Raw genomic sequence first — 21,174 nt, 5'->3', positions numbered from 1 at the left:
GTTGGGCCGGTAGCCGAGCTCCCGCGCGGCCTCCCGTACGCGCTCCGCCGTCGGCTCGGAGACCCGCCCGCGCCACTTGTCGCCGAGCACCAGCGAAACGGCCGCCTGGGACACTCCCGCGGCCTGGGCGACGTCACGGCTCGTGGGGCGGGGGCTGCCTGCTGCCACCGGTGACCTGTCTTTCTGCTGGACTCGCGGACAGCGCACATGGTACGTATGACGAGCGAAGTTATACGTAACACTTACGAGGTCTCCGGCGGCGCGGACGGGAGAACTCGGGCATTCTGGAGCCGAAAGGGGCGGGGCATGGCCACCGGTTATCTGGAGATCCTCCGGGCGAAACACGCCATGCGGCTGCTCGTCGGCACCCTGGTGGGCCGGCTGCCGAACGCGACCTCCGCGATCGCCATCGTGCTGTTCATCCGCGCCGAGGGCGGCAGCTACAGCCTCGCCGGAGCGCTCGCCGCGGTCTACGGAGTGGCCAACGCGGTGGGCCAGCCGCTGCTCGGCCGTCTGGTGGACCTCCACGGGCAGCCGCGGATCCAGCTGCCCGCCGCGCTCGTCTCCGCCCTCGCCACCACCGTGTTCGCCCTCACCGGCACCGAGGTGCTGCCGCTCGCGTACGCCCTCATAGCCGTCGCCGGACTCTTCACGCCGCCCCTGGAGGGCGGTCTGCGGGCGCTGTGGCCTTCCGTCCTCCGCAAGGAGGACCAGGTGCACACGGCGTACGCGATGGACGCGGTGGCGCAGGAAGTCATGTTCACCGTCGGGCCGTTGCTCGTGACGCTGTGCGTGGCCCTGTGGTCCGCGGAGGCCGCGCTGATCATCCTGAACGTCATCGGCGTGCTGGGGGCGCTCTCCGTGGTCGTCTCGCGGCCCTCGCGCGCGTGGCGTTCGGCGCCGCGCGAGGCGCACTGGCTCGGCGCGCTGCGCTCGCCCGGACTCATCGCCCTGCTCGGCGCGTTCCTTTTTGTCGGAATGGCGCTCGGTTCCATCACGGTCGCGAGCGTGTCGTACGCGGACGACCACGGCGGCGACGCGACCTACGGCTGGCTGATGTCCGCCATCGGGCTCGGCGCGCTCGTCGGCGGCACGGTCTACGGGGCGCGGCAGTGGGGCGGCGCGCCGGAGCGGCGGCTGCGGGTACTCGTCGCCCTTCTGGCGGTCTGTTATCTCCCGCTGATGCTCATGCCGGGCGTGGTCGCGATGACGGCGCTGATGGCCCTTGCCGGAGTCTTCCTCGCACCCTGTATCGCCTGCGCGTTCATCCTCGTCGACCGGCACGCGCCGAGGGGCACGGTCACCGAGGCGTTCTCCTGGCTCGTGACGACGTTCACCGTGGGGGCGTCCGTCGGGACGGGCCTCGCGGGACCCGTCATCGAGTGGGGCGGAGCCGTCCGGGGCTTCGCCGTATCGGCTGTCGCCGGAGGCGCCGCGCTGCTCGTTCTGCTGGCCACGGGGCGGGTCCTCGCAGCTACGGGCGGGGGCACGGTGGTTGAAGGCGGTTCGGAAAATGATCGAAACGGTGCCCCCGAACCCCGTTTCAGCACAGGCCATCAGGCGTAATGTTCAGTCATGGACCGCCGCATTTTCGGGCTGGAGAACGAGTACGGCGTCACGTGTACGTTCAGGGGACAGCGACGCCTGTCTCCCGACGAGGTGGCGCGGTACCTCTTCCGCCGTGTCGTGTCATGGGGCCGCAGCAGCAATGTCTTTCTGCGAAACGGCGCCCGCCTCTATCTCGACGTGGGATCACATCCGGAATACGCGACACCCGAATGTGACAACGTGACGGAACTGGTCACCCACGACAAGGCCGGCGAGCGCATTCTGGAAGGACTCCTGGTAGACGCCGAACGACGCCTGCACGAGGAAGGAATCGCGGGCGACGTCTACCTCTTCAAGAACAACACCGACTCGGCGGGCAACTCCTACGGCTGCCACGAGAACTATCTGGTGGCCCGTCACGGGGAGTTCTCCCGGCTCGCGGACATCCTCATCCCGTTCCTCGTCACGAGGCAGCTTCTCTGCGGTGCCGGCAAGGTGCTGCAGACCCCGCGTGGTGCCGTGTACTGCGTCAGCCAGCGGGCCGAGCACATCTGGGAGGGCGTCTCCTCGGCGACGACCCGCTCCCGGCCGATCATCAACACCCGCGACGAGCCGCACGCGGACGCCGAGCGCTACCGCCGGCTGCACGTCATCGTCGGCGACTCGAACATGTCCGAGACGACCATGCTCCTCAAGGTCGGCGCCACCGACCTGGTGCTGCGCATGATCGAGGCGGGCACCGTGATGCGCGACCTGACCCTGGAGAACCCGATCCGGGCCATCCGCGAGGTCAGCCACGACATCACGGGCCGCCGCAAGGTGCGCCTGGCCAGCGGCCGTGAGGCCTCGGCCCTTGAGGTACAGCGCGAGTACTACGAGAAGGCCGTGGACTTCGTCGAGCGCCGCGGTATCCGTACCGGCGTCGTCGACCAGGTCCTGGAGCTGTGGGGCCGCACGCTCGACTCGATCGAGGCCGAGGACCTCGACCGGATCGGTACCGAAATCGACTGGGTGATGAAGTACAAGCTCATCGAGCGGTACCGCGCCAAGCACAACATGACGATGTCGCATCCGCGTGTCGCTCAGATAGACCTCGCCTACCACGACATCCACCGTCGCCGGGGTCTCTACTACCTGCTGGAGAAGCGGGGCCAAGCCGCCAGGATCTGCAACGACTTGAAGATCTTCGAGGGCAAGTCCGTACCGCCGCAGACCACTCGGGCCCGGCTGCGCGGCGACTTCATCCGGCGCGCCCAGGAACAGCGTCGTGATTTCACCGTCGACTGGGTCCACCTGAAGCTCAACGACCAGGCACAGCGCACCGTGTTGTGCAAGGACCCCTTCCGTTCCGTCGACGACCGGGTGGAGAAGCTCATCGCCGGAATGTGAGTCAGGACGCGTCCGGGAGTGTTTCCGGAACGCAACGCGGGGCGCCGTACGTTTTCCGTACGGCGCCCTTCTCACGTCGTAGAGTTGCGCGCACGCCATCAACCAAGATCGACCGATACGAGGCCCCCACCGTGCGCCGACGCTCACTTCTTCTCGCCGTTCCCGCTGGACTGGTCACTCTCGCCGGATGCGGTGACGACGACAAGTCGGACAAGGCCAAGTCCAGTGACAGCCCGTCCCCATCGGCCTCGCCCTCGGCCTCGGCGCCCCCGCCGCCGAAGATCGTCGACGGGCCGCTGCCGGGCATCACCGCCGGTGAGAAGTTCGGTGAGAAGCCCACCGTCGCCAAGGGCAGCGGTGACCCCTCGAAGGATCTCGCGGTGGAGACGGTCATCGTGGGCACCGGCCGGACGGTCGCGGAGAACGACTTCGTCCAGGCCCACTACCTGGGCCAGATCTGGTCCTCGGCGAAGGTCTTCGACAACTCCTTCGACCGCAAGAGCCCACTGGTCATCCAGCTCGCCCAGGGCCAGATCATCGACGGCTGGCGCTACGCCCTCACGGGCAAGAAGGTCGGCAGCCGCGTAGAGATGGCCGTGCCCCCGACCTGGGGCTACGGCACGTCGGGCAACGCGCAGGCGGGCATCAAGGGCACCGACACGCTGGTCTTCGTGGTCGACATCCAGCAGGCGTTCAACGGCAAGAGCTCCGCCAAGGGGACGGCCGTCGCGCAGGACAACATCGACCTGCCGAAGGTCGGCACCAACACCGACGGCAAGGCCCCCTCCATCGAGGTGCCGAAGAAGGCCGCGCCGAAGAAGCTCGTCGCCAACTACATCCTGGAGGGTGACGGGGACGAGGTCGCCGAGAGCGACAGCCTCCTCGTGCAGTACAAGGGCGTGCTGTGGGCGGACGGCAAGGAGTTCGACTCCTCGTACAGCCGCGGGCAGCTCACCTCGTTCCCGCTCGCACAGGTCGTGAAGGGCTGGGCGCAGGGTCTGACGGGCAAGAAGGTCGGCAGCCGGGTCCTCATCGTCATTCCGCCGGCGCTGGGCTACGGAGACAGCCCGCCGCAGGGCAGCAGCATCAAGAAGGACTCGGTGCTCGTCTTCTCCGTCGACATCCTCGCGAAGATGTAGCCCCTTCGGGAATGCAAGACTGTCCGCGTTGCCTTGTCACACAGAGGCGTCGCAAACACGTGCCGCAAACCAAGCAGGAGCCAGAAACGTGAGCATCGACAAGCCCGAGATCGACTTCCCGGGCGGCGAGCCCCCGGCGGACCTCGAGATCAAGGACATCTGGGAGGGCGACGGCGAGGTGGCCAAGGCGGGCGACACCGTCTCCGTCCACTACGTCGGCGTGGCCTTCTCCTCCGGCGAGGAGTTCGACGCGTCCTGGAACCGCGGTACGCCGCTCCAGTTCCAGCTGGGCGTCGGCCAGGTCATCGCGGGCTGGGACCAGGGCGTACAGGGCATGAAGGTCGGCGGACGCCGTCAGCTGACCATCCCCTCGCACCTCGCCTACGGCGAGCGTGGCGCCGGTGGCGGCCGTATCGCGCCCGGCGAGGCGCTGATCTTCGTCTGCGACCTGGTCGCCGTCTGAGCCTTCGCGGAGGACGGGCCGGGGGAGACCCGCGGCCCGGTCACCACGAGAGCCCGAGTACGACCCGATCACCACGAGGGCCGGAGCCCGGCCCGGTGATCACGAAGGTCTGATCATGGTCCGATCTTCGTACGCCGTGTGACCGAGGTCCGACCGGACCCGATCACTTGGGGCCCATGCCAGTCCGGGCATGGGCCCTCGGCTTTTGCCACGACACCCCGGGGCGGTACGGTCATCGGTCGGAAGCATCATAGGGAAGGGCATCGATGGCCATTGCCAAGGCAGAGCGGCTGATGAACCTGGCGCTGTGTCTGCTCGGGACCCGGCGGCCACTCAGCAAGCGTGAGCTCCGCGAGTCCATCGAGGCCTATCTGGAAGCGAGCTCGGACGACTCCTTCAACCGGATGTTCGAGCGCGACAAGGACGATCTGCGCGAACTCGGCCTGGTCATCGAGACGGTGGAGAACCTCGACGGCGAAGTCGGCTATCTGGCCCGCCGCGACAGCAACCGGCTGCCTCCCATCACCCTCGACGCCGAAGAGGCCGCGGCCCTCGGCCTCGCCGCCAAGGTCTGGCAGCAGGCCCGCCTCGCGGGCGCGGCGAGCGGCGCCCTGCAGAAACTGCGCGCCGCGGGCCTCCCCGAGGACGTCGATCCGTACGAGGCCCATGGCGCCCTCGAACCCCGCATCCCCGTGCACGAGGCCGCCTTCGAGCCCCTGATGCTCGCCTGCCGCGACCGGCGGCCCGTCGCCTTCGACTACCGCAAGGCCACCGCCGCCCGCCCCGAGCCCCGCCTCGTCGAGCCGTGGGCCCTGGAGTGCTGGCGCGGCCACTGGTACCTGGCCGGCTGGGACCGCGACCGGGGCGCCGAGCGGGTCTTCCGGCTGTCCAGGATCACCGGCAAGGTCCGTACGCGCGGCGGAAAGTACACGGCTCAGGTGCCCGACGTCGTCACCGTGCGTGAGACCGTCGCGAGCTGGGCGGGGGACATCGCCGACCGCTCCGCGCTGATCCGGCTGCGGTCGGGCTCGGGATACCCCCTGCGGGCGAAGGCCGCCTCCGTACGGGAACTCGGTGACGGGTGGGACGAGTTGGAGATTCCGTACGGGCACGGTCTGGACGCCTGGCTCGTCGAGTTCGGGCCGGACGTGGTCGTCCTGGAACCCGCCGAGCTGCGGGCCGACGTCGTCGACCGGCTGCGCGCCGTGGCCAAGGGCTGAGGGGGAACGTAAGAAAGTGGCAGGAAAACCGGCCAAGCCCACGAACGCGCTCGACCAGACCCGGCGGATGCTCTCGCTGGTGACGTATCTGCGGGAGCGGCCCGGTGCCCGGGTCGAGGATGTCGCGCGGGCCTTCGGGATCACCGAGGACGAGCTGATCTCCGACCTCGACGTGCTGCCGCTGTGCGGGACCAGCTTCCGCGGGGGCGATCTGCTCGACATCGACACCGACGGCGACCGGATCTGGTGGCACAACCCGGACGATGTCGCCGAGCCGCTGCGGATCGCCGCCGACGAGGCGACCGCGCTGCTGGTGGCCGCCCGGGCCGTGTCGACCTTGCCCGGACTGCGCGAGGGCGACCGGCAGGCGCTGCTGCGGGCCACCGCGAAGGTGGAGGCCGCCTCCGGAGAGGCCGCGGGGGCCAGCGCCCGGCTGTCGGTCACCTTCGAGTCCGAGGGCGGGGTCTTCGCCGACGTCGACCGGGCGATCTCCGAGCGCCGCAGGCTGTGGATCCGCTACTACTCGCCCTCGCGGGACGAGCTCACCGAGCGGGAGATCGACCCGATCCGCCTGGTCAGCGTCGGGCACACGTACGTGGAGGCGTGGTGCCGCCGCTCCGAGGCGCGGCGCACCTTCCGGCTCGACCGGGTCGCCGAGATCAAGATCCTCGACGAGGCGTCCGCGCCGCCCGAGGTCGAGCTGCGGGACCTCTCCGAGGGGCTGGTGCAGCCGGCCGCCGAGGATCCCGAGGTGGTCGTGGAGGTCGGCCCCGGCGGGCGCTGGGTCGCCGAGTACTACCCGCACGACAGCGCCGAGGAGCTCCCCGACGGCGGCCTGCGCATCACCCTGCGCGCCCCCGACCCGGCCTCGCTGCGCCGGCTCGCGCTGCGGCTCGGCCGGGAGGGCCGGATCGTGTCGCCGGTGGAGGTCGCGGACAGCGCCCGGCAGGCGGCCCGTGAGGCCCTCGCGGCGTACGACGGACCGCAGGGTGCCGGCGATGCGGGGGACCGGCCGCAGGACGTTCCCGGTACGACTCGCGACGGCGCCCCAGGTGCTCCGCTCGACGGCGGCGGGGGAGCGCAGCGCCCGGACGACGGGCCGCACGGAGTTCATGACGGGCTGTACGGCAGGCAGGAGCAAGGGCTTTGAGCGGGTCGGCGATGTCTGGTATCAGTGAAATGTCCGTGGCGTCCGCTTTCTCGGGGATGACAAGGGTGGATCCCGTGGTGTTCAAGGCCGCGTGCCCCGACTGCCGGGGCGGCTTCGAACTCTCCGCGAACGCTCTGCGCCTGGTCATCGGCGCCACACATCGGACCACTTTCTACTCCTTCACCTGCCCGGAGTGCGGCGCGGCGGTACGCAAGCCGGCCGGGGAGCGCATCGTCGAACTCCTCACCGGCGGAGGGGTCCGGGCCCTGCGGCTCCACGCGACGGTTCAGGGGGCTTAGGGTCGAGCCATGTTCTGGCCGATGTTCGCGATCGCTGTGGGTTTCCTGGGAATCTCCGTCCTCGGAGTGCTCGCCGTCCGGGTCTTTCTGGAGGCGGAGCGCCTGGGCAGGCAGGTCACCGAGTCCGCACGCAGGATCAGCCGCGCGGCCGAGGATCTGGAGCACGCGTCGGCCGGTGCGGCCCGCGCCGCGGACGCCCTCTGAGCCTTGCTGTCCGTGCGCTTTGAGTCACTCCGACCTGTCTGGTTCGCAGGATCGGCAGGTACGCTGCTGGTCGCGGCCCGGAGAGCGAGGCGCGGACCGCAAACTGGGAGTACGCACAGGGATTGCCCCGCGTTTACCCCTGAGCGTTACGATCGCTGCCAGCACGACTGTCGGACAGACGTCCGACCGGTCGGGCAGCAACCCAACCACGCCGCCTCGGTGAGAAGGTAAAAGCTTATGTTCGGAAGGCTCGGCGCTCCCGAGATCATTCTCATCCTCGTCGTCATCATCCTGCTGTTCGGCGCGAAGAAGCTTCCGGACATGGCCCGCTCGCTGGGCAAGTCCGCCCGCATTCTCAAGAGCGAGGCCAAGGCGATGAAGACCGAGGGCAAGGACGACAGCGCCGCCCCGGCAGCCCCGCCGCAGGACGACCAGTCCCAGGTCCAGCGCACCATCCAGGCCGCACCCGGTGACGTGACCAGCTCGCGCCCGGTCACCGAGCCGACGGACACGACCAAGCGCTGACGCAGGGCCGGTGACCGCCGGCCCCCTGCACGAGATGGGAACGTGGGTTGCTCAAGTCTGCCCGCAAGATCGAGGAGAAGGATCCGGAGGGGCGGATGCCCCTCGCGGAGCACCTTCGTGAGCTCCGCAACCGGCTCGCGAAGGCGATGCTGGCCATCGTCGTCGTCACGGTCGTCGCCGCCTTCTTCTACAACGACATCATCAACTTCTTCACCGAACCGATCCTCGACTCGGTCGGTTGTGCGAAGTCGTTCGAGCAGTTGGCGAAGGCGCCCGACGACACCACCTGCGCGCAGATCACCATCAACGGTCTGCTCACCCCCTTCACGCTGGCGCTGAAGGTCTCGCTCATGGCCGGCGTCGTCTTCGCCTCGCCGGTCTGGCTCTACCAGCTCTGGGCGTTCGTCGCGCCCGGCCTGCACAAGAGCGAGAAGAAGTACGCCTACGCGTTCGTCGCGACGGGCGTCCCGCTCTTCCTCGGCGGTGGATTCTTCGCGTACAAGGTGCTGCCCACCACCGCGAAGGTGCTGATCGAGTTCACACCGTTCGGCGTGGACAACCTGTTGCCCCTGGACGACCTGCTCGACCTCGTCACGCGCATGGTGATCGTCTTCGGCCTCTCCTTCGAGCTGCCGCTGCTCCTGGTGATGCTCAACATGACCGGGATCATCTCCGGCAAGCGCATGGCCGGCTGGTGGCGCGGCATGATCATGGGCATCACCGTGTTCGCCGCGGTCGCCACGCCCAGCACCGACCCGCTGACGATGATGGCGCTCGCCGGGCCGATCTGGATCCTCTACTTCGCGGCCACCGGCTTCTCGCTGCTGAACGACCGCCGCAGGGCCCGTCGCGAGGCCGAGGGACCGGACGACGACGAGGCCTCCGAGCTCGACCTCACACCCGAGGACATCGGCGAGATCGAGTCCGTGTCGGCGAACCGCGCGCTCCCGGCGCAGGCGGACTCCGAGCACGACCGGATCAACGGCTACGACGACGTGACCTGACGTCGCCGGACGGCCTTCCCGGACGACGTTGTAAGGTCCGTGGCCGTGACCAGCGAGATCACCCTCTTCGTCAATCCCACCGCGGGACGCGGCCGGGGCGCCCACGCGGCGCAGCCGGCCGCTTCCGCGTTGCGGGCCGCCGGCTTCTCCGTACGCACGGTCCTCGGGGCGAACGCCGAGGACGCCCTCACGCGTGCGCGTGCCGCCGTCGAGGCCGGCACGGGCGCCCTGGTGGCCGTCGGCGGCGACGGCATGGCGAACCTCGCTCTCCAGGCCGTCGCCGGGACCCGTACACCGCTGGGCCTGGTCGCCGTCGGCACCGGGAACGACTTCGCGCGGGCCCTCGGACTGCCGGTGCGCGACCCCGCCGCCGCGGGACGGGTGGTCGCCGAGGCACTCAAGGGGGCACGGCTGCGCGACATCGACCTGGGGCGCGTCGGCGGCACCTGGTTCGGCACCGTCCTCGCCTCCGGCTTCGACTCACGGGTCAACGACCGCGGCAACCGCATGAGATGGCCCACCGGCCGCTTCAAGTACGACCTCGCGATGCTCGCCGAACTCGCCGCCTTCAGGCCCTTCCCGTTCCGGATCACCCTGGACGACGGCGAGGTCCGCGAGATCGAGGCGACGCTGGTGGCCGTCGGCAACGGGTCCTCGTACGGGGGCGGGATGAAGATCTGCGCGGGCGCCGATCTCACGGACGGGCTCTTCGACGTCACCGTCGTCGGGGACTGCAGCCGCAGATCGCTGCTCCGGGTCTTTCCGCAGGTCTACAAGGGCACGCATCTCGGCCACCCCAAGATCACCGTGCACCGTGCGGCGAAGATCGAACTGGCTGCCGAAGGGATCACCGGATACGCCGACGGGGAGCCGCTCGGGCCGCTGCCGCTGACCGCGGAATGTGTACGCGGCGCGGTGCGGGTCGCGGGGCCCTGAGCAGCGGAGAGCGGTCCCGAGGCGACTTCCTGAGCTGGTCGGACGCCGGATCCACAGGCTCCGATCGGATAATGATCGTCCTGTTGTCAGTGGTGGCCGGTAGTCTCGAATGCACGATGACAGAGGATCTCTCACCGGCCGAGCGGTACGCGGCAGCCCGTAAGCGTGCTGTCGAGCAGGCCACCGCGCTCGCGGACTTCCGCGAGATGTACGACTTCGGCCTCGACCCCTTCCAGATCGAGGCCTGTCAGGCCCTCGAAGCGGGCAAGGGTGTTCTCGTGGCCGCGCCCACCGGCTCGGGCAAGACGATCGTCGGCGAGTTCGCCGTCCATCTCGCCCTCCAGCAGGGCAAGAAATGCTTCTACACCACGCCCATCAAGGCACTGTCGAACCAGAAGTACGCCGACCTGAGCCGTCGTTACGGCGCGGACAAGGTCGGCCTGCTCACCGGCGACAACAGCGTCAACTCCGAGGCACCGGTGGTCGTGATGACCACCGAGGTCCTCCGGAACATGCTGTACGCGGGCTCACAGACCCTCCTCGGCCTCGGTTACGTCGTCATGGACGAGGTGCACTACCTCTCGGACCGCTTCCGCGGCGCCGTCTGGGAGGAAGTGATCATCCACCTCCCCGAGTCGGTGACCCTCGTGTCACTGTCGGCGACGGTGTCGAACGCGGAAGAGTTCGGCGACTGGCTCGACACCGTCCGCGGCGACACCGAGGTGATCGTCTCCGAGCACCGCCCTGTGCCGCTCTTCCAGCACGTGCTCGCCGGGCGGCGCATGTACGACCTCTTCGAGGAGGGCGAGGGCCACAAGAAGGCCGTCAACCCCGACCTCACGCGCCTGGCGCGCATGGAGGCCAGCCGTCCGTCGTACCAGGACCGCAAGCGGGGCCGCGCCATGCGCGACGCCGACCGGGAGCGCGAGCGGCGGCAGCGGTCCAGGGTGTGGACGCCGGGGCGGCCCGAGGTCATCGAGCGGCTCGACTCCGAAGGCCTGCTGCCCGCCATCACGTTCATCTTCAGCCGCGCCGCCTGCGAGGCCGCCGTCCAGCAGTGCATGTACGCGGGGCTGCGGCTGAACGACGAGGAGGCCCGGGAGAAGGTCCGCGCCCTCGTCGAGGAGCGCACGGCCTCCATCCCCAACGAGGACCTCCACGTCCTCGGCTACTACGAGTGGCTGGAAGGCCTGGAGCGCGGCATCGCGGCCCACCACGCGGGCATGCTGCCGACGTTCAAGGAGGTCGTCGAGGAACTCTTCGTACGCGGCCTGGTGAAGGCCGTGTTCGCCACCGAGACCCTCGCGCTCGGCATCAACATGCCCGCCCGCTCGGTGGTGTTGGAGAAGCTCGTCAAGTGGAACGGCGAGCAGCACGCCGACATCACCCCCGGCGAGTACACCCAGCTCACCGGCCGGGCCGGCCGCCGCGGCATCGATGTCGAGGGCCACGCCGTCGTGCTGTGGCAGCGCGGGATCAACCCCGACCACCTCGCGGGACTCGCCGGCACGCGCACGTACCCGCTGCGCTCCAGCTTCAAGCCGTCGTACAACATGGCGGTCAACCTCGTCGAGCAGTTCGGGCGGCACCGCTCGCGCGAGCTCCTCGAGACGTCCTTCGCGCAGTTCCAGGCCGACAAGTCGGTCGTCGGGATCTCCCGCCAGGTGCAGCGCAACGAAGAGGGTCTTGAGGGCTACAAGGAGTCCATGACCTGCCACCTCGGGGACTTCGACGAGTACGCGCGACTGCGCCGCGACCTCAAGGACCGCGAGACCGAGCTGGCCAAGCAGGGCGCGTCGCAGCGGCGCGCCGAGGCGGCCGTCTCCCTGGAGAAGCTCAAGCCGGGTGACGTCATCCACGTCCCGACCGGCAAGTTCGCCGGCCTCGCACTCGTCCTCGACCCTGGGCTGCCCGCCGGGCGGTCCAACGGACACCGGGGCTTCGAGCACCACGACGGGCCGCGCCCCCTCGTGCTCACCGCCGAGCGCCAGGTCAAGCGGCTCAACACGACCGACTTCCCGGTGCCCGTCGAGGCGCTGGAGCGGATGCGTATCCCGAAGTCGTTCAACGCGCGCTCTCCGCAGTCGCGCCGCGACCTCGCCTCGGCGCTGCGCACCAAGGCCGGACACATCGTGCCTGAGCGGCACCGCAAGCGCCGCGCGGAGGCCGCCGACGACCGCGAGATCGCCCAGCTGCGCACGGCGATCCGGGCCCACCCCTGCCACGGATGCACCGACCGCGAGGACCACGCCCGCTGGGCCGAGCGCTACCACCGGCTGCGGCGCGACACCGCCCAGCTGGAGAGCCGCATCGAGGGCCGGACGAACACCATCGCCCGCACCTTCGACCGCATCGTCGCTCTGCTGACCGAGCTGGACTATCTCCGCGGCGACGACGTCACCGAGCACGGCAAGCGGCTCGCCCGGCTGTACGGCGAGATGGACCTGCTCTCCAGCGAATGCCTGCGCGAAGGGGTCTGGGAGGGCCTCGGCCCGGCCGAACTGGCCGCGTGCGTATCGGCGTTGGTGTACGAGTCCAGGGTCGGCGACGACGCGATGGCGCCGAAGCTGCCGTCGGGCAAGGCGAAGGCCGCGCTCGGCGAGATGGTCCGCATCTGGGGCCGGCTCGACGCCCTGGAGGAGGACTTCCGCATCACCCAGACCGAGGGCGTCGGCCAGCGCGAGCCCGACCTGGGCTTCGCCTGGGCCGCCTACGAGTGGGCGTCCGGCAAGGGCCTCGACGAGGTGCTGCGCGAGGCGGAGATGCCCGCCGGTGACTTCGTCCGCTGGTGCAAGCAGGTCATCGACGTACTGGGACAGATCTCGGCCGCGGCGCCGGTCTCGTCCGCCGCGAGTTCGACGGTGGCGAAGAACGCGCGCAAGGCGGTTGATCAGTTGCTGCGGGGAGTGGTGGCTTACTCGTCGGTGGGGTGAGCCGAGCGGATGCCCGTCTGTGGGGTTCGCCGCGTGGGCCGGGTTCGCCGGGGCGGACTCGGAGGGCGTGCGGGGCGCGGTTTGTCTGGCTCCTACGGCTGCCCGCGCTTGGGCGTGGCCGAGCCGGTCCGGTCCGAGTCTGAGCGTCTCGGGCGCGCCGAGACGCTGCCGGAGCCCGCACCCCAAGGCCCTCCCGTGGTTCTCCCGCAGGGCTCCAGTGGATCTCCCGGGGCGCTACCCGGTGTCGGTGGAGGCTTCGCTCAGGAACGGCTGAGGAGTTGCCATGCGCTTCCGAGTACTGGGTCCTGTCTGCCTCGAACCCCGCACACCGTCCGCGCCCAAACAGAGGGCGGTGCTCGCGACCCTGCTGGTGCGTGCCGGAGCCGTCGTGCCCGCCGGTGCCCTCTTCGACGAACTGTGGCCGGACGGGCCGCCCCGCACCGCCGCGACGACTCTGCAGGTGTACGTGTCCCATCTGCGCAAGGCCCTCACCCAAGGGGGCCACGGCCGGGGCCCGTTGGAGACCCGGCCGCCCGGATATCTGCTCCGGGTCGAGCCCGGCGAACTGGATCTGCGACGGTTCGAGGAGCTGCTCTCGCACGGCCGAGCCGCCTTCAGGGCCTGCGACTTCGTGGCTGCCTCGGGGGAGTTGACGCAGGCCCTCGCGCTGTGGAGCGGGCCCGCGCTGTCCGGCGTCCCGCAGGGTGAGGTGCTGACGGCGGCGGCCGTACGGCTCGACGAACTGCGGCTCGAAGCGCTGGAGTTGCGGATCGAGGCGGACCTGCGGCTCGGCCGCCACCACGAGGTGACGGGCGAGCTGATGGAGCTGGCCCGCGCCCATCCACTGCGCGAACAGCTGCACTGCCAGCTGATGGAGGCGCTGCGCAGGGCGGGCCGGACCACGGACGCGCTGCGCGCCTACAGTGCCGTACACCGGTCGCTGCACGACGAGTTGGGCGTCACGCCCGGGCCTGCCCTCGTGCGGCAGCACGCGCGGGTGCTCAGTGCGCACGCGTCCGAACCGGTCACCGCCGGAGCCACCGCCGCCGCTGCTCCTATCGGCCGGCCCCGCGCAGGTTCCAGGCGAGCCAGCGGCGGACCGCTCCCGGATGTCCGGGTGAGCCGTGCACATCGTCGATCACCTTGACGCGTACGTCGGGCACGGAGGTCCGCAGGAGGTCCGCGTCGCTGGGCGGGATGATCTCGTCCCGGGCGCTCGTCACACAGCGGACCGCCGCGCCGACCGAACGCAGTTGGTCCTCGGTGAGGGCGAACTTCTGTAGTCGTGAACGGAGGTCTGGCTCGCCCCGCGCTCCGGTCAGTCGGCGCAGGGTGTCCTTGGTGATGCGTGGGACCCGCTCCCACCACATCGGGTCGGTGAAGAAGTCGGCGACCGGTGGGCCGACCGTCAGGATCCGGCGGACGCGCGGGTCCTCGGCGGCGGCCCGCAGCGCCATGTGCCCGCCGAAGCTGAGGAACAGGAGCGTGGCGGTGTCGGTGTGGGCCCGGGGCGACAGGCGGTCCAGGAGCCAGGGGACCAGCCGCCAGGAGTCGGCCGTGTAGCGCTGGGTGTTCTCGCCCACGCCCGGGAGTTCGGCGACCACAGCTGCGTAACCGAGTTTGGTGAGCCGGGGCAGCAGGGGTGCCCACTGCTCCTTGACGCTGACGATGCCGCCCATCATGAGGAGAAGGGGGCGGTGGGAGCGGCGGTGCGTGTCCAGGCCCGCCGCCCATGCGTGCAACGTGCCGTCCGGGTACGGGAGTTCGAGACGCTCGATGCCTCCGTGCGTCCGCCGCCAGGTGTCGAAGGTCGCGACGGCCGTCTGCTGCGCGTGGCGTCGGGGATCGTCGTACGGGTAGGGGAAACGGGCCAGTGTGTAGTGGCGGCAGGCCGCCAACAGGCGTCCTCGGTCGGCCAGTTCGTCGCCGCGCAGCCGCCAGACGCGGGTCCAGGAGTCGGCCGCGTCGGGGGCGTCGGTGCCGATGCGGGCGAGGGTACGGGCCGTTCCGCGGGCACCTATGCCCTGGTTGCGGGCGTGGAGGCGGGCGAATTCCTTGAGCTCGCCGAGGTGGTCGAGCGGGGCCGGGACAACACCCTGCCCTTCGAGTGGCCGGTCGAGGGGGTCGGGGTGGTCGGGGTGGCCGACAGGCGTGAGGTGGTCGGTCGTGACGTGGTCGGTGGAGTGGCGGTCGGGCATGTGGTGTCCTTCCGGCGTGGGGTTCAGAGGTGTTCCAGCGCGAAGCCGGCTTTGATCCACTTGCTCGACTCGACGGCCACGGCCAGGGCCTTCTGGCCACTCGTCATTTCCTGGAGCAGGCGTTCCAGTTGGAGGAACGGCAGGGCGTTGCCGTTGTTGCCGGTGTCGGCGACGCAGGAGATCTCGCGGGCCTCGGGCACGCCCAGTTGCTCGGTGATCAGGCGGGTCATGCGTCCGGACAGCTGCGGGGGCAGCAGGAAGTCGAGGTCCCCGGCCGCCCAGCCCAGGCTGTCGAGCAGCTCCCAGAGGATCTCGACGGCCATCGTCGGTACGGACTCCTCGATGGCCTTGTAGTCCTCGATGAGCGCCTGACGCGGTTCGTCGCGGTCGGCGAGGCCGAACCAGTCGATGATCTGGCCCGGCTCGCGCCCCAGACCCGTACAGCGGTTGAGGACCCGGCGCAGTGCCACGGCCCTGTCGCCCGGACGCGAGCTGAGGACGGCGGCCCCCGCGCCGTCGCCGAACAGCACGCAGTTCACGAGGTCCCCCGGAGCCGCCTCGGAGAGGTCGCGGCGCAGGTCCAGATGCTTGGTGCAGACGTCGCCGCCGATCGCCAGACCGGTCGTGAACTCACCGCTGCCTATGAGGTATTGGGCGACGGACAGCGCCTGGACCGCTCCCGCGCAGCCCGACTGCAGCTGGTAGGTGGGCAGTTGGTCGAGGCCGAGCTGGTCGGCCACCTGGTTGACCGTGGCCGGCATCAGATGGTCCGGCGTCGCGGTGCCGAGGACCAGGAACTCCACCTCCGCCGGGTCCGTCCCGGAGTTCTCCAGCGCGTTCGCCGCCGCGTCGGCGCACAGGTCCGCCAGGGTCCAGCGGATGTCGCCGCTCGTCAGATCGCGGGCGAAGTGCCGGGTGCGGGTGCCGATGAAGACGTCGATCCACTCCTCGTTGACCCCCAGAGCGGCGGCGAGCGCGGTGTTGTCGACGGGCTCGCCGGGCAGCGCCGACCCGGCGGACCTGACGTGGACGGAAGGGACGGGGCCGGGAGTGGTCATACGGACGTCTCCTGCCGCAGGTAGCCGATGAGTTCGCCGAGGGAGGTGAGCCGGGGGAGCAGCTCCTGGACCGGGAGCGCGCCCACGGCGGGCAGGCGCTCGGTCAGGCGTTCCTTGAGTTCGACCAGGGCGACCGAGTCGAGCCCGAGGTCGTCGTGGAATCGGGAGTCGTGTGAGAGGGCGGTGGGGTCGTAGCCGCCGAGTGCGGCGACGGTTTCGTAGACCGCGGTGGCTACGGGGTCCTGGGGTGGGGGCGTGGTTGCGGTTGTGGTTACGGCTGCTGGCGGTGTTGCTGTTGCGGCATCCGTGGATGACGGGTCTGACTGCGGTGCCCGCGGCTCCTCCCGTACGGCGACGAGGGCGCCCGGTGCCGTCGTGCGCGTCGGTCCTCCCGTGTGCCAGAAGCGGCTGTCCGTGGCGAATGCGTACGGGGTCAGGCGTGCCGGGGTGTCGTCCCGGGCGGGGTGGGCCGCCGCTGTCCAGTCGATGTCGATGCCCGCCCGGTAGAGCGCGGCCACGGTTTCGGCGAGGGCGCGGCCGTCCGACTCGGGATCCGGGAGCGGGTGCAGGGCGACCGGGCCGGTGGACCGGCCGAGGGCTTCCGGGTCGGCGGACCGGTCGTCGAGACGGCGGGCGAGGGCGGTGAGGACCGGGCGGGGGCCGAGTTCCAGGAGGTGTGTCGGCCGTTCGTCCAGGAGCTGGGCCGCGGCGTCGGCGAACAGCACCGGGGCCTCGATGTGTTCGGTCCAGTACGAGGCGTCCAGCTGCTCGGACTCCAGGCGCTTGCCGCGGAGCGTCGAGTGGAACGGCAACCGCGGTGTCCCGCCCGCGACTTGCTCGGCCACCCGGCGGAACGCTTCGAGCGCCGGGCGCATCAGCGGGGAGTGGAAGGCGTGCGAGACCTCAAGGCGCCGGAGTCGTACGCCGTCCAGCTCGCGTGACTCCGCGATGCGTTCCAGTGCGGCCAGGTCGCCCGAAATCACGGTCGAGCGGGGGCCGTTGAGGGCGGCGAAACCGACCAGTGGCTCGCGCTCGACCAGGTCGCGCAGTCGGTCCGCGGATGCGTGCACCGCCAGCATGCCGCCGCCGTCGGGGAGTTGCTCCATCAGGGAACCCCGTACGGCGACCAGTCGTGCCGCGTCTTCGAGGGGCAGCGCCCCGGCGTGCACGGCTGCCGCGAACTCGCCCACGCTGTGGCCGAGCAGCAGGGCGGGGCGTACGCCGACTTCCGTGAGGGTGGCGCCGAGTGCGTGGCCGACCGCGAACAGGGCGGGCTGGGCCCAGCCGGTCCTGTGCACCGCCGGGTCGCCGGTGAGGAGCAGGTCGCGGATGGAGCGGCCGGTGTGCGGGAGGAGCGCGGTGTCGACACCGTCGAGGTGCCGTCGGAACAGGGCGGACTCGCGGTAGAGGCGGGCTCCCATGCCTGGGTACTGGGCGCCTTGACCGGTGAACAGCCAGGCGGTGAGGGGCGGTTCGGTGGTGGGGCTGCTGAGGGTGGAGGTGGGGCTCGTTGACCTCGTCGGATGGGTCGGGGCGGTCGGGCGGGCCGAGGCGTTCAAGCCCGTCGGCCTCAGGGCCCCGGCCGCCTCCCGGAGTCGTCCCGCCAGCTCGGCGCTGTCCCCGGCCACCACAGCGCCGCGCCACCCGTGCCCTGTCTTCACCCGCTGCGACGCCCGGCACAGCGGCCCGATCGGGGTGCGCCGTCGGCCGATGGCGTCGGCCTGCGCCATCAGATTGCGGTGGAGGGCCCGCTCGGTGGGTGCGGTGAGGACGAACACCTCGGCGCCGAGGCCGCTGCCCGATGGCTCCGGCAGGCCGACGCCGGAGCGGTCCGGCGGGGTGGCTGCCCGCCGCGTTCCGGCCACTGCCCGCCCCGGCGCCGACTCCAGTACCGCGTGTGCGTTCGTACCGCCCATTCCGAAGCTGCTCAGACCTGCCAGGACCGGCTCTCCGGAGGGCAATCGCAGGGGAGCCTTCAGGAGCCGCAATCCCTGTTCCGCCAGCCGTAGTTGAGGGTTCTCGCGGGCCGCGTACCGGCTCACCGGAACCGTGCGGTGGTGGAGGGACAGACACGTCTTGATGAGGCCCGCGATGCCGGCGGCGCCCTCCGTGTGGCCGAGGTTGCCCTTGACCGAGCCGAGGGCGAGAGGCCGCGGACGGGGGCGGTCGGCGTGCAGGTGGCCCAGCGCCCTCGTCTCGATCATGTCGCCGAGGGCCGTGCCGGTGCCGTGGGCCTCCAGGAAGGACACCTCGTGCGGGTCGGCGCCCGCCCGGCGGCAGGCTGTCGCCAACACCTCCTGCTGGGACCAGCGGGAGGGCGCGGTGATGCCGTTGCTGCGGCCGTCCTGGTTCACGGCGGTGCCCCGGATCACGGCGTACACCGGATCGCCGTCGGCGAGGGCGTCCGCGAGGCGGCGCAGCACCACCGCGCCCACGCCCTCGCCACGCCCGATCCCGTCCGCGCCCGCGCTGAACGGCTTGCAGCGCCCGTCCGGCGCGGCGAGGCCCGCCTTCTCGTAGAAGAGGCCCAGCGCCGGACTCAGCGCGAGGTTCACCCCGCCCGCGATCGCCCGGTCGCACTCCTCGGTCAGCAGCGCGTTCACCGCGAGATGCACGGCCACCAGCGAGGACGAGCAGGCCGTGTCGACGGCCATGCAGGGGCCGCGCAGGTCGAGGTGGTACGAGATGCGGTTCGCGATCATGCAGTAGCCGTTGCCCGAGCCGATTTGCGCGGTGATGCCCGGCAGGTCGGTGAGCGTGAGCTGCGCCCACTCGCTGCCCATGACCCCGACGAACACCCCGGTCGGCGATCCGGCGAGCCGCCCGGGCGCCACCCCCGAGTCCTCGACGGCCCGCCACGCGCACTGGAGCATCAGCCGCTGCTGCGGATCCATCGCGGCGGCGTCGCGGGGCGGAATCCTGAAGAACTCGTGGTCGAAGGCGTCCGCGTCCGCGAGGAAGCCGCCCTCCGTCGGACCGCCCGTGAGCGACGGGTCCCAGCGGGGCGGCGGTACGGGGCCTGTCCCGTCGCCCGAGCGCATCAGCAACTCCCAGAAGGCGCCGGGGTCTTGGGCGCCCGGGAACCGGCAGTCGATGCCGGTGACGGCCACCGCGTTCACCCCTGGCCCTCCAACTCGGTCAGCAGGTGCCCTGCCAGCGCCCGTACGGTCGGGTAGTCCCAGGCCGCCGTCGGGTCGATGGTCACCTCGTAGTGATCCTCGACGTCGCCGCACAGGCTCAGCGCGGCCACGGAGTCGAGGCCGTATTCGGCGAGCGGGGTCGCCGGGTCGATCTCGGTGGGGGGCCGTCGGAGGTACTCGGCCACGCGGGTGGTGATCCAGGTGGTCAGGGTCTGCTCGGTGTGCGCCGTCGGTACGGGCATGACCGGTGGTCCTTTTCTTTTTGGCGGGGGTTCGTTGAGGTACTACGGCTGCGGGTCCGCTTGGGCTGATTGCGCAGTTCCCCGCGCCCCTGAAGGGGCGCTGTCGTACAGGTCGAAGGTGCGCAACTCCTCGTGGCGGGAGAGGAGTTCGTGCCGTAGGGGTCCGGCCCACCTGTCCGGCACCGGGCCCGCCCGTAGGCCCAGTCGGCACGCCGTGCGGTGCAGGGCGGCGCCCAGCCAGGAGGGTTCGGACAGGAAGTCGGCTTGCGCGGACCGCGCCACTCCTGTGGCGGCTGCCGCGCCGAGTAGTTCCGCGTAGCGCGCGGCCAGGGCGAATGCCTCCGGGGAGGCGAGTGGCGTGCGGTCGGCCGGGGGCAGGGTGCGAGCCCGGTCGCGTACGGCCGACAGGTCGGCGGCGAGGTCGGTCAGGAGAGGGCGTACGGAGGCGGGGGCGCCCTCCGGTGTCAGGGCCGCGGTCAGTGGATCGCCCGTCGCGGAGAGCGTGAGGCGGTCGAAGGGGATGCCCGGTGGCGGAGCCGCGGTGTCGGCCGGGGTGAACAGGGCTTCCAGGGACCCCAGTTGAGGTGCCGTCGCCAGCCTTCGTAGTTGGGGGATCAGGGTGGCCAGGCATGCCGTGGGACCGGCGTGTCCGAGGCTCAGTACCGGGAGGTCCCGTAGGTGTTTGCCGAACACCGCGTGCTCGCCCTCTCGCAGGTAGAAGCGGGCTCCCAGCACCACCGAGAGGTCCCGTACCGTGCGGCTCAGCTGGCGGGGCACGAGGTACTTGACGGCGGCGGCGGTCACGCTCGCCTGCTCGGGGCGCAGTTGGACCGTACGGGCGGCGGCCAGCGACAGGCTGTCGCACAGGAGGAGGTCCGCGAACGCGGCGGTCAACACCCCGGCCGCGTGCGGGAGTTCGAAGACCCGGCGGTGGTACAGGCGTCGGTCCAGGGCGAAGCGGAGTACCGAGCGCAGGCAGGTGTCCACCGTGCCGATGGCCATCCCCGGCAGCGCGCTGCGCGTCACCTGGAAGGACCGCAGTGCCACTTCGCCGCCCCTGCCTTCGGCGCCGACGAGCGCGGACGCCGGCAACGGGCAGCCGTGGAAGGCGAGTCCGGTGAGCCGGCAGCCGCGGACGCCTGCGGTGCGGTAGCGGGCCGGCCGCTGCACACGGTCGGCGGGTACGTCGTCCGGGCCGGTGAGCAGCACCGAGTGGCTGCGGCTGCCCGGGCCGTCGCCGGTGCGCGCGAAGAGCACCCACGCACCGGCCCGGTCGGCGTTGTTGATGACTTGCTTCACGCCCTCCAGCAGATAGCCGCCGGCCGCCGGACGGGCCGCAAACTCGTTGCGCAGGAAGTCGTTGCCGTGGGCCAGTTCGTGGTAAGCGACCGAGGCCCGGCGGCCGTCCAAGAGGAGGTCGGCCAGGTGCCGTTGCTGCGCCGCCGAGCCCGCCGTCCAGACGTTGACGGCGGCCATGAACGACGTGATGCCGTGCCCCAGACCGAGTCCGACGTCCCGCCGGAACACCTCGCGCATCACCCGGACCAGTCCGTCCAGGTGGGTCAGCCGTCCGCCGAGCTCCGCCGGTACGTACTCGGCGGCCAGCCCGAACCGGTCGAGCAGTGCCTCCCCGTCAGCGCTGAGCACGCCCTGTTCGTCCGCGGTGAGGAGCGCGGCCGAGCCGAGCGGGTTCGTCGGGTCCCAGAAGTCCCCGAAGGCCCGGGCG

At 70.8% G+C, this 21,174-nt stretch carries 19 protein-coding genes; 13 read left to right on the top strand and 6 right to left on the bottom strand.

Annotation, left to right across the window (positions count from 1 at the left end):
- Positions 1-168: LacI family DNA-binding transcriptional regulator (locus AOK17_RS48920; RefSeq protein WP_157881415.1), on the bottom strand; the 168-nt coding region annotated here is incomplete at its 3' end.
- Positions 169-306: 138 nt separating this feature from the next.
- Here AOK17_RS48920 and AOK17_RS28915 point away from each other — a divergent pair.
- The 13 genes from AOK17_RS28915 (at position 307) to AOK17_RS28855 (ending at position 13,957) form a co-directional block, all read left to right on the top strand.
- A complete protein-coding gene (locus tag AOK17_RS28915) occupies positions 307-1,566 on the top strand; it encodes an MFS transporter (RefSeq protein ID WP_055615509.1) in 1,260 nt (419 codons plus the stop codon).
- A 9-nt stretch (positions 1,567-1,575) separates the two neighbouring features.
- Positions 1,576-2,937: a Pup--protein ligase gene (gene pafA, locus AOK17_RS28910; protein WP_055615508.1), complete on the top strand. Its 1,362-nt coding sequence runs from the start codon at positions 1,576-1,578 to the stop codon at positions 2,935-2,937.
- Between the two features lie 131 nt (positions 2,938-3,068).
- Positions 3,069-4,076 (top strand): FKBP-type peptidyl-prolyl cis-trans isomerase, encoded by a 1,008-nt coding sequence (locus AOK17_RS28905; RefSeq protein WP_055615507.1) that lies wholly within the window; start codon positions 3,069-3,071, stop codon positions 4,074-4,076.
- 88 nt (positions 4,077-4,164) lie between these two features.
- On the top strand, positions 4,165-4,539 hold the full coding sequence (locus AOK17_RS28900; protein ID WP_055615506.1) for an FKBP-type peptidyl-prolyl cis-trans isomerase: 375 nt from the start codon (positions 4,165-4,167) through the stop codon (positions 4,537-4,539).
- Between the two features lie 266 nt (positions 4,540-4,805).
- On the top strand, positions 4,806-5,759 hold the full coding sequence (locus AOK17_RS28895) for a helix-turn-helix transcriptional regulator (RefSeq protein ID WP_055615505.1): 954 nt from the start codon (positions 4,806-4,808) through the stop codon (positions 5,757-5,759).
- Positions 5,760-5,775: 16 nt separating this feature from the next.
- Positions 5,776-6,909 (top strand): helix-turn-helix transcriptional regulator, encoded by a 1,134-nt coding sequence (locus AOK17_RS28890; protein ID WP_055615504.1) that lies wholly within the window; start codon positions 5,776-5,778, stop codon positions 6,907-6,909.
- Positions 6,910-6,920: 11 nt separating this feature from the next.
- Positions 6,921-7,208, top strand: coding sequence for a hypothetical protein (locus AOK17_RS28885; protein WP_055615503.1), 288 nt, complete (start codon positions 6,921-6,923; stop codon positions 7,206-7,208).
- A 9-nt stretch (positions 7,209-7,217) separates the two neighbouring features.
- Positions 7,218-7,412, top strand: coding sequence for a hypothetical protein (locus tag AOK17_RS28880; RefSeq protein WP_055615502.1), 195 nt, complete (start codon positions 7,218-7,220; stop codon positions 7,410-7,412).
- Positions 7,413-7,649: 237 nt separating this feature from the next.
- Complete coding sequence (gene tatA / locus AOK17_RS28875) at positions 7,650-7,937, top strand: Sec-independent protein translocase subunit TatA (protein ID WP_055615501.1); 288 nt, start codon at positions 7,650-7,652, stop codon at positions 7,935-7,937.
- A 47-nt stretch (positions 7,938-7,984) separates the two neighbouring features.
- The gene (gene tatC, locus AOK17_RS28870) at positions 7,985-8,941 is read left to right on the top strand and encodes a twin-arginine translocase subunit TatC (RefSeq protein ID WP_055615500.1); all 957 of its coding nucleotides are present in this window, start codon (positions 7,985-7,987) and stop codon (positions 8,939-8,941) included.
- A 45-nt stretch (positions 8,942-8,986) separates the two neighbouring features.
- Positions 8,987-9,877: a diacylglycerol kinase gene (locus tag AOK17_RS28865; protein WP_055615510.1), complete on the top strand. Its 891-nt coding sequence runs from the start codon at positions 8,987-8,989 to the stop codon at positions 9,875-9,877.
- Between the two features lie 71 nt (positions 9,878-9,948).
- On the top strand, positions 9,949-12,810 hold the full coding sequence (locus AOK17_RS28860; protein ID WP_055615499.1) for a DEAD/DEAH box helicase: 2,862 nt from the start codon (positions 9,949-9,951) through the stop codon (positions 12,808-12,810).
- A gap of 283 nt (positions 12,811-13,093) precedes the next feature.
- Complete coding sequence (locus tag AOK17_RS28855; protein ID WP_055615498.1) at positions 13,094-13,957, top strand: AfsR/SARP family transcriptional regulator; 864 nt, start codon at positions 13,094-13,096, stop codon at positions 13,955-13,957.
- On the opposite strand, the gene AOK17_RS28850 is transcribed toward AOK17_RS28855, so the two are convergent.
- From AOK17_RS28850 to AOK17_RS28830, 5 genes are all read right to left on the bottom strand, one after another.
- Positions 13,866-15,008, bottom strand: coding sequence for an alpha/beta fold hydrolase (locus AOK17_RS28850; RefSeq protein WP_055615497.1), 1,143 nt, complete (start codon positions 15,006-15,008; stop codon positions 13,866-13,868). The two genes, AOK17_RS28855 and AOK17_RS28850, sit on opposite strands and share 92 nt — an antisense overlap.
- Before the next feature lie 23 nt (positions 15,009-15,031).
- Positions 15,032-16,066, bottom strand: coding sequence for a 3-oxoacyl-ACP synthase III family protein (locus AOK17_RS28845; RefSeq protein ID WP_055615496.1), 1,035 nt, complete (start codon positions 16,064-16,066; stop codon positions 15,032-15,034).
- Complete coding sequence (locus AOK17_RS28840; protein ID WP_055615495.1) at positions 16,063-19,185, bottom strand: type I polyketide synthase; 3,123 nt, start codon at positions 19,183-19,185, stop codon at positions 16,063-16,065. Before AOK17_RS28840 ends, AOK17_RS28845 begins: the two co-directional genes overlap by 4 nt.
- The gene (locus tag AOK17_RS28835) at positions 19,182-19,448 is read right to left on the bottom strand and encodes an acyl carrier protein (RefSeq protein WP_055615494.1); all 267 of its coding nucleotides are present in this window, start codon (positions 19,446-19,448) and stop codon (positions 19,182-19,184) included. The genes AOK17_RS28840 and AOK17_RS28835 overlap by 4 nt, the downstream gene beginning before the upstream one ends.
- A 42-nt stretch (positions 19,449-19,490) precedes the next feature.
- The coding region (locus tag AOK17_RS28830) for an acyl-CoA dehydrogenase family protein (protein ID WP_055615493.1) at positions 19,491-21,174 on the bottom strand (1,684 nt) is incomplete at its 5' end.

Origin of the sequence: Streptomyces phaeochromogenes, from assembly GCF_001418655.1 — a bacterium.
GTDB classification, from domain to species: domain Bacteria; phylum Actinomycetota; class Actinomycetes; order Streptomycetales; family Streptomycetaceae; genus Streptomyces; species Streptomyces phaeochromogenes.
This window is presented reverse-complemented; position numbering and strand designations above follow the sequence as displayed.

Coding starts and splice junctions, on each gene's coding strand:
- AOK17_RS28915 (WP_055615509.1), top strand. CDS start 307: ATGGCCACCGGTTATCTGGAGATCCTCCGGGCGAAACACGCCATGCGG.
- pafA (WP_055615508.1), top strand. CDS start 1,576: ATGGACCGCCGCATTTTCGGGCTGGAGAACGAGTACGGCGTCACGTGT.
- AOK17_RS28895 (WP_055615505.1), top strand. CDS start 4,806: ATGGCCATTGCCAAGGCAGAGCGGCTGATGAACCTGGCGCTGTGTCTG.
- AOK17_RS28885 (WP_055615503.1), top strand. CDS start 6,921: ATGTCTGGTATCAGTGAAATGTCCGTGGCGTCCGCTTTCTCGGGGATG.
- AOK17_RS28880 (WP_055615502.1), top strand. CDS start 7,218: ATGTTCTGGCCGATGTTCGCGATCGCTGTGGGTTTCCTGGGAATCTCC.
- tatA (WP_055615501.1), top strand. CDS start 7,650: ATGTTCGGAAGGCTCGGCGCTCCCGAGATCATTCTCATCCTCGTCGTC.
- AOK17_RS28860 (WP_055615499.1), top strand. CDS start 9,949: ATGATCGTCCTGTTGTCAGTGGTGGCCGGTAGTCTCGAATGCACGATG.
- AOK17_RS28855 (WP_055615498.1), top strand. CDS start 13,094: ATGCGCTTCCGAGTACTGGGTCCTGTCTGCCTCGAACCCCGCACACCG.
- AOK17_RS28850 (WP_055615497.1), bottom strand. CDS start 15,008: ATGCCCGACCGCCACTCCACCGACCACGTCACGACCGACCACCTCACG.
- AOK17_RS28845 (WP_055615496.1), bottom strand. CDS start 16,066: ATGACCACTCCCGGCCCCGTCCCTTCCGTCCACGTCAGGTCCGCCGGG.
- AOK17_RS28835 (WP_055615494.1), bottom strand. CDS start 19,448: ATGCCCGTACCGACGGCGCACACCGAGCAGACCCTGACCACCTGGATC.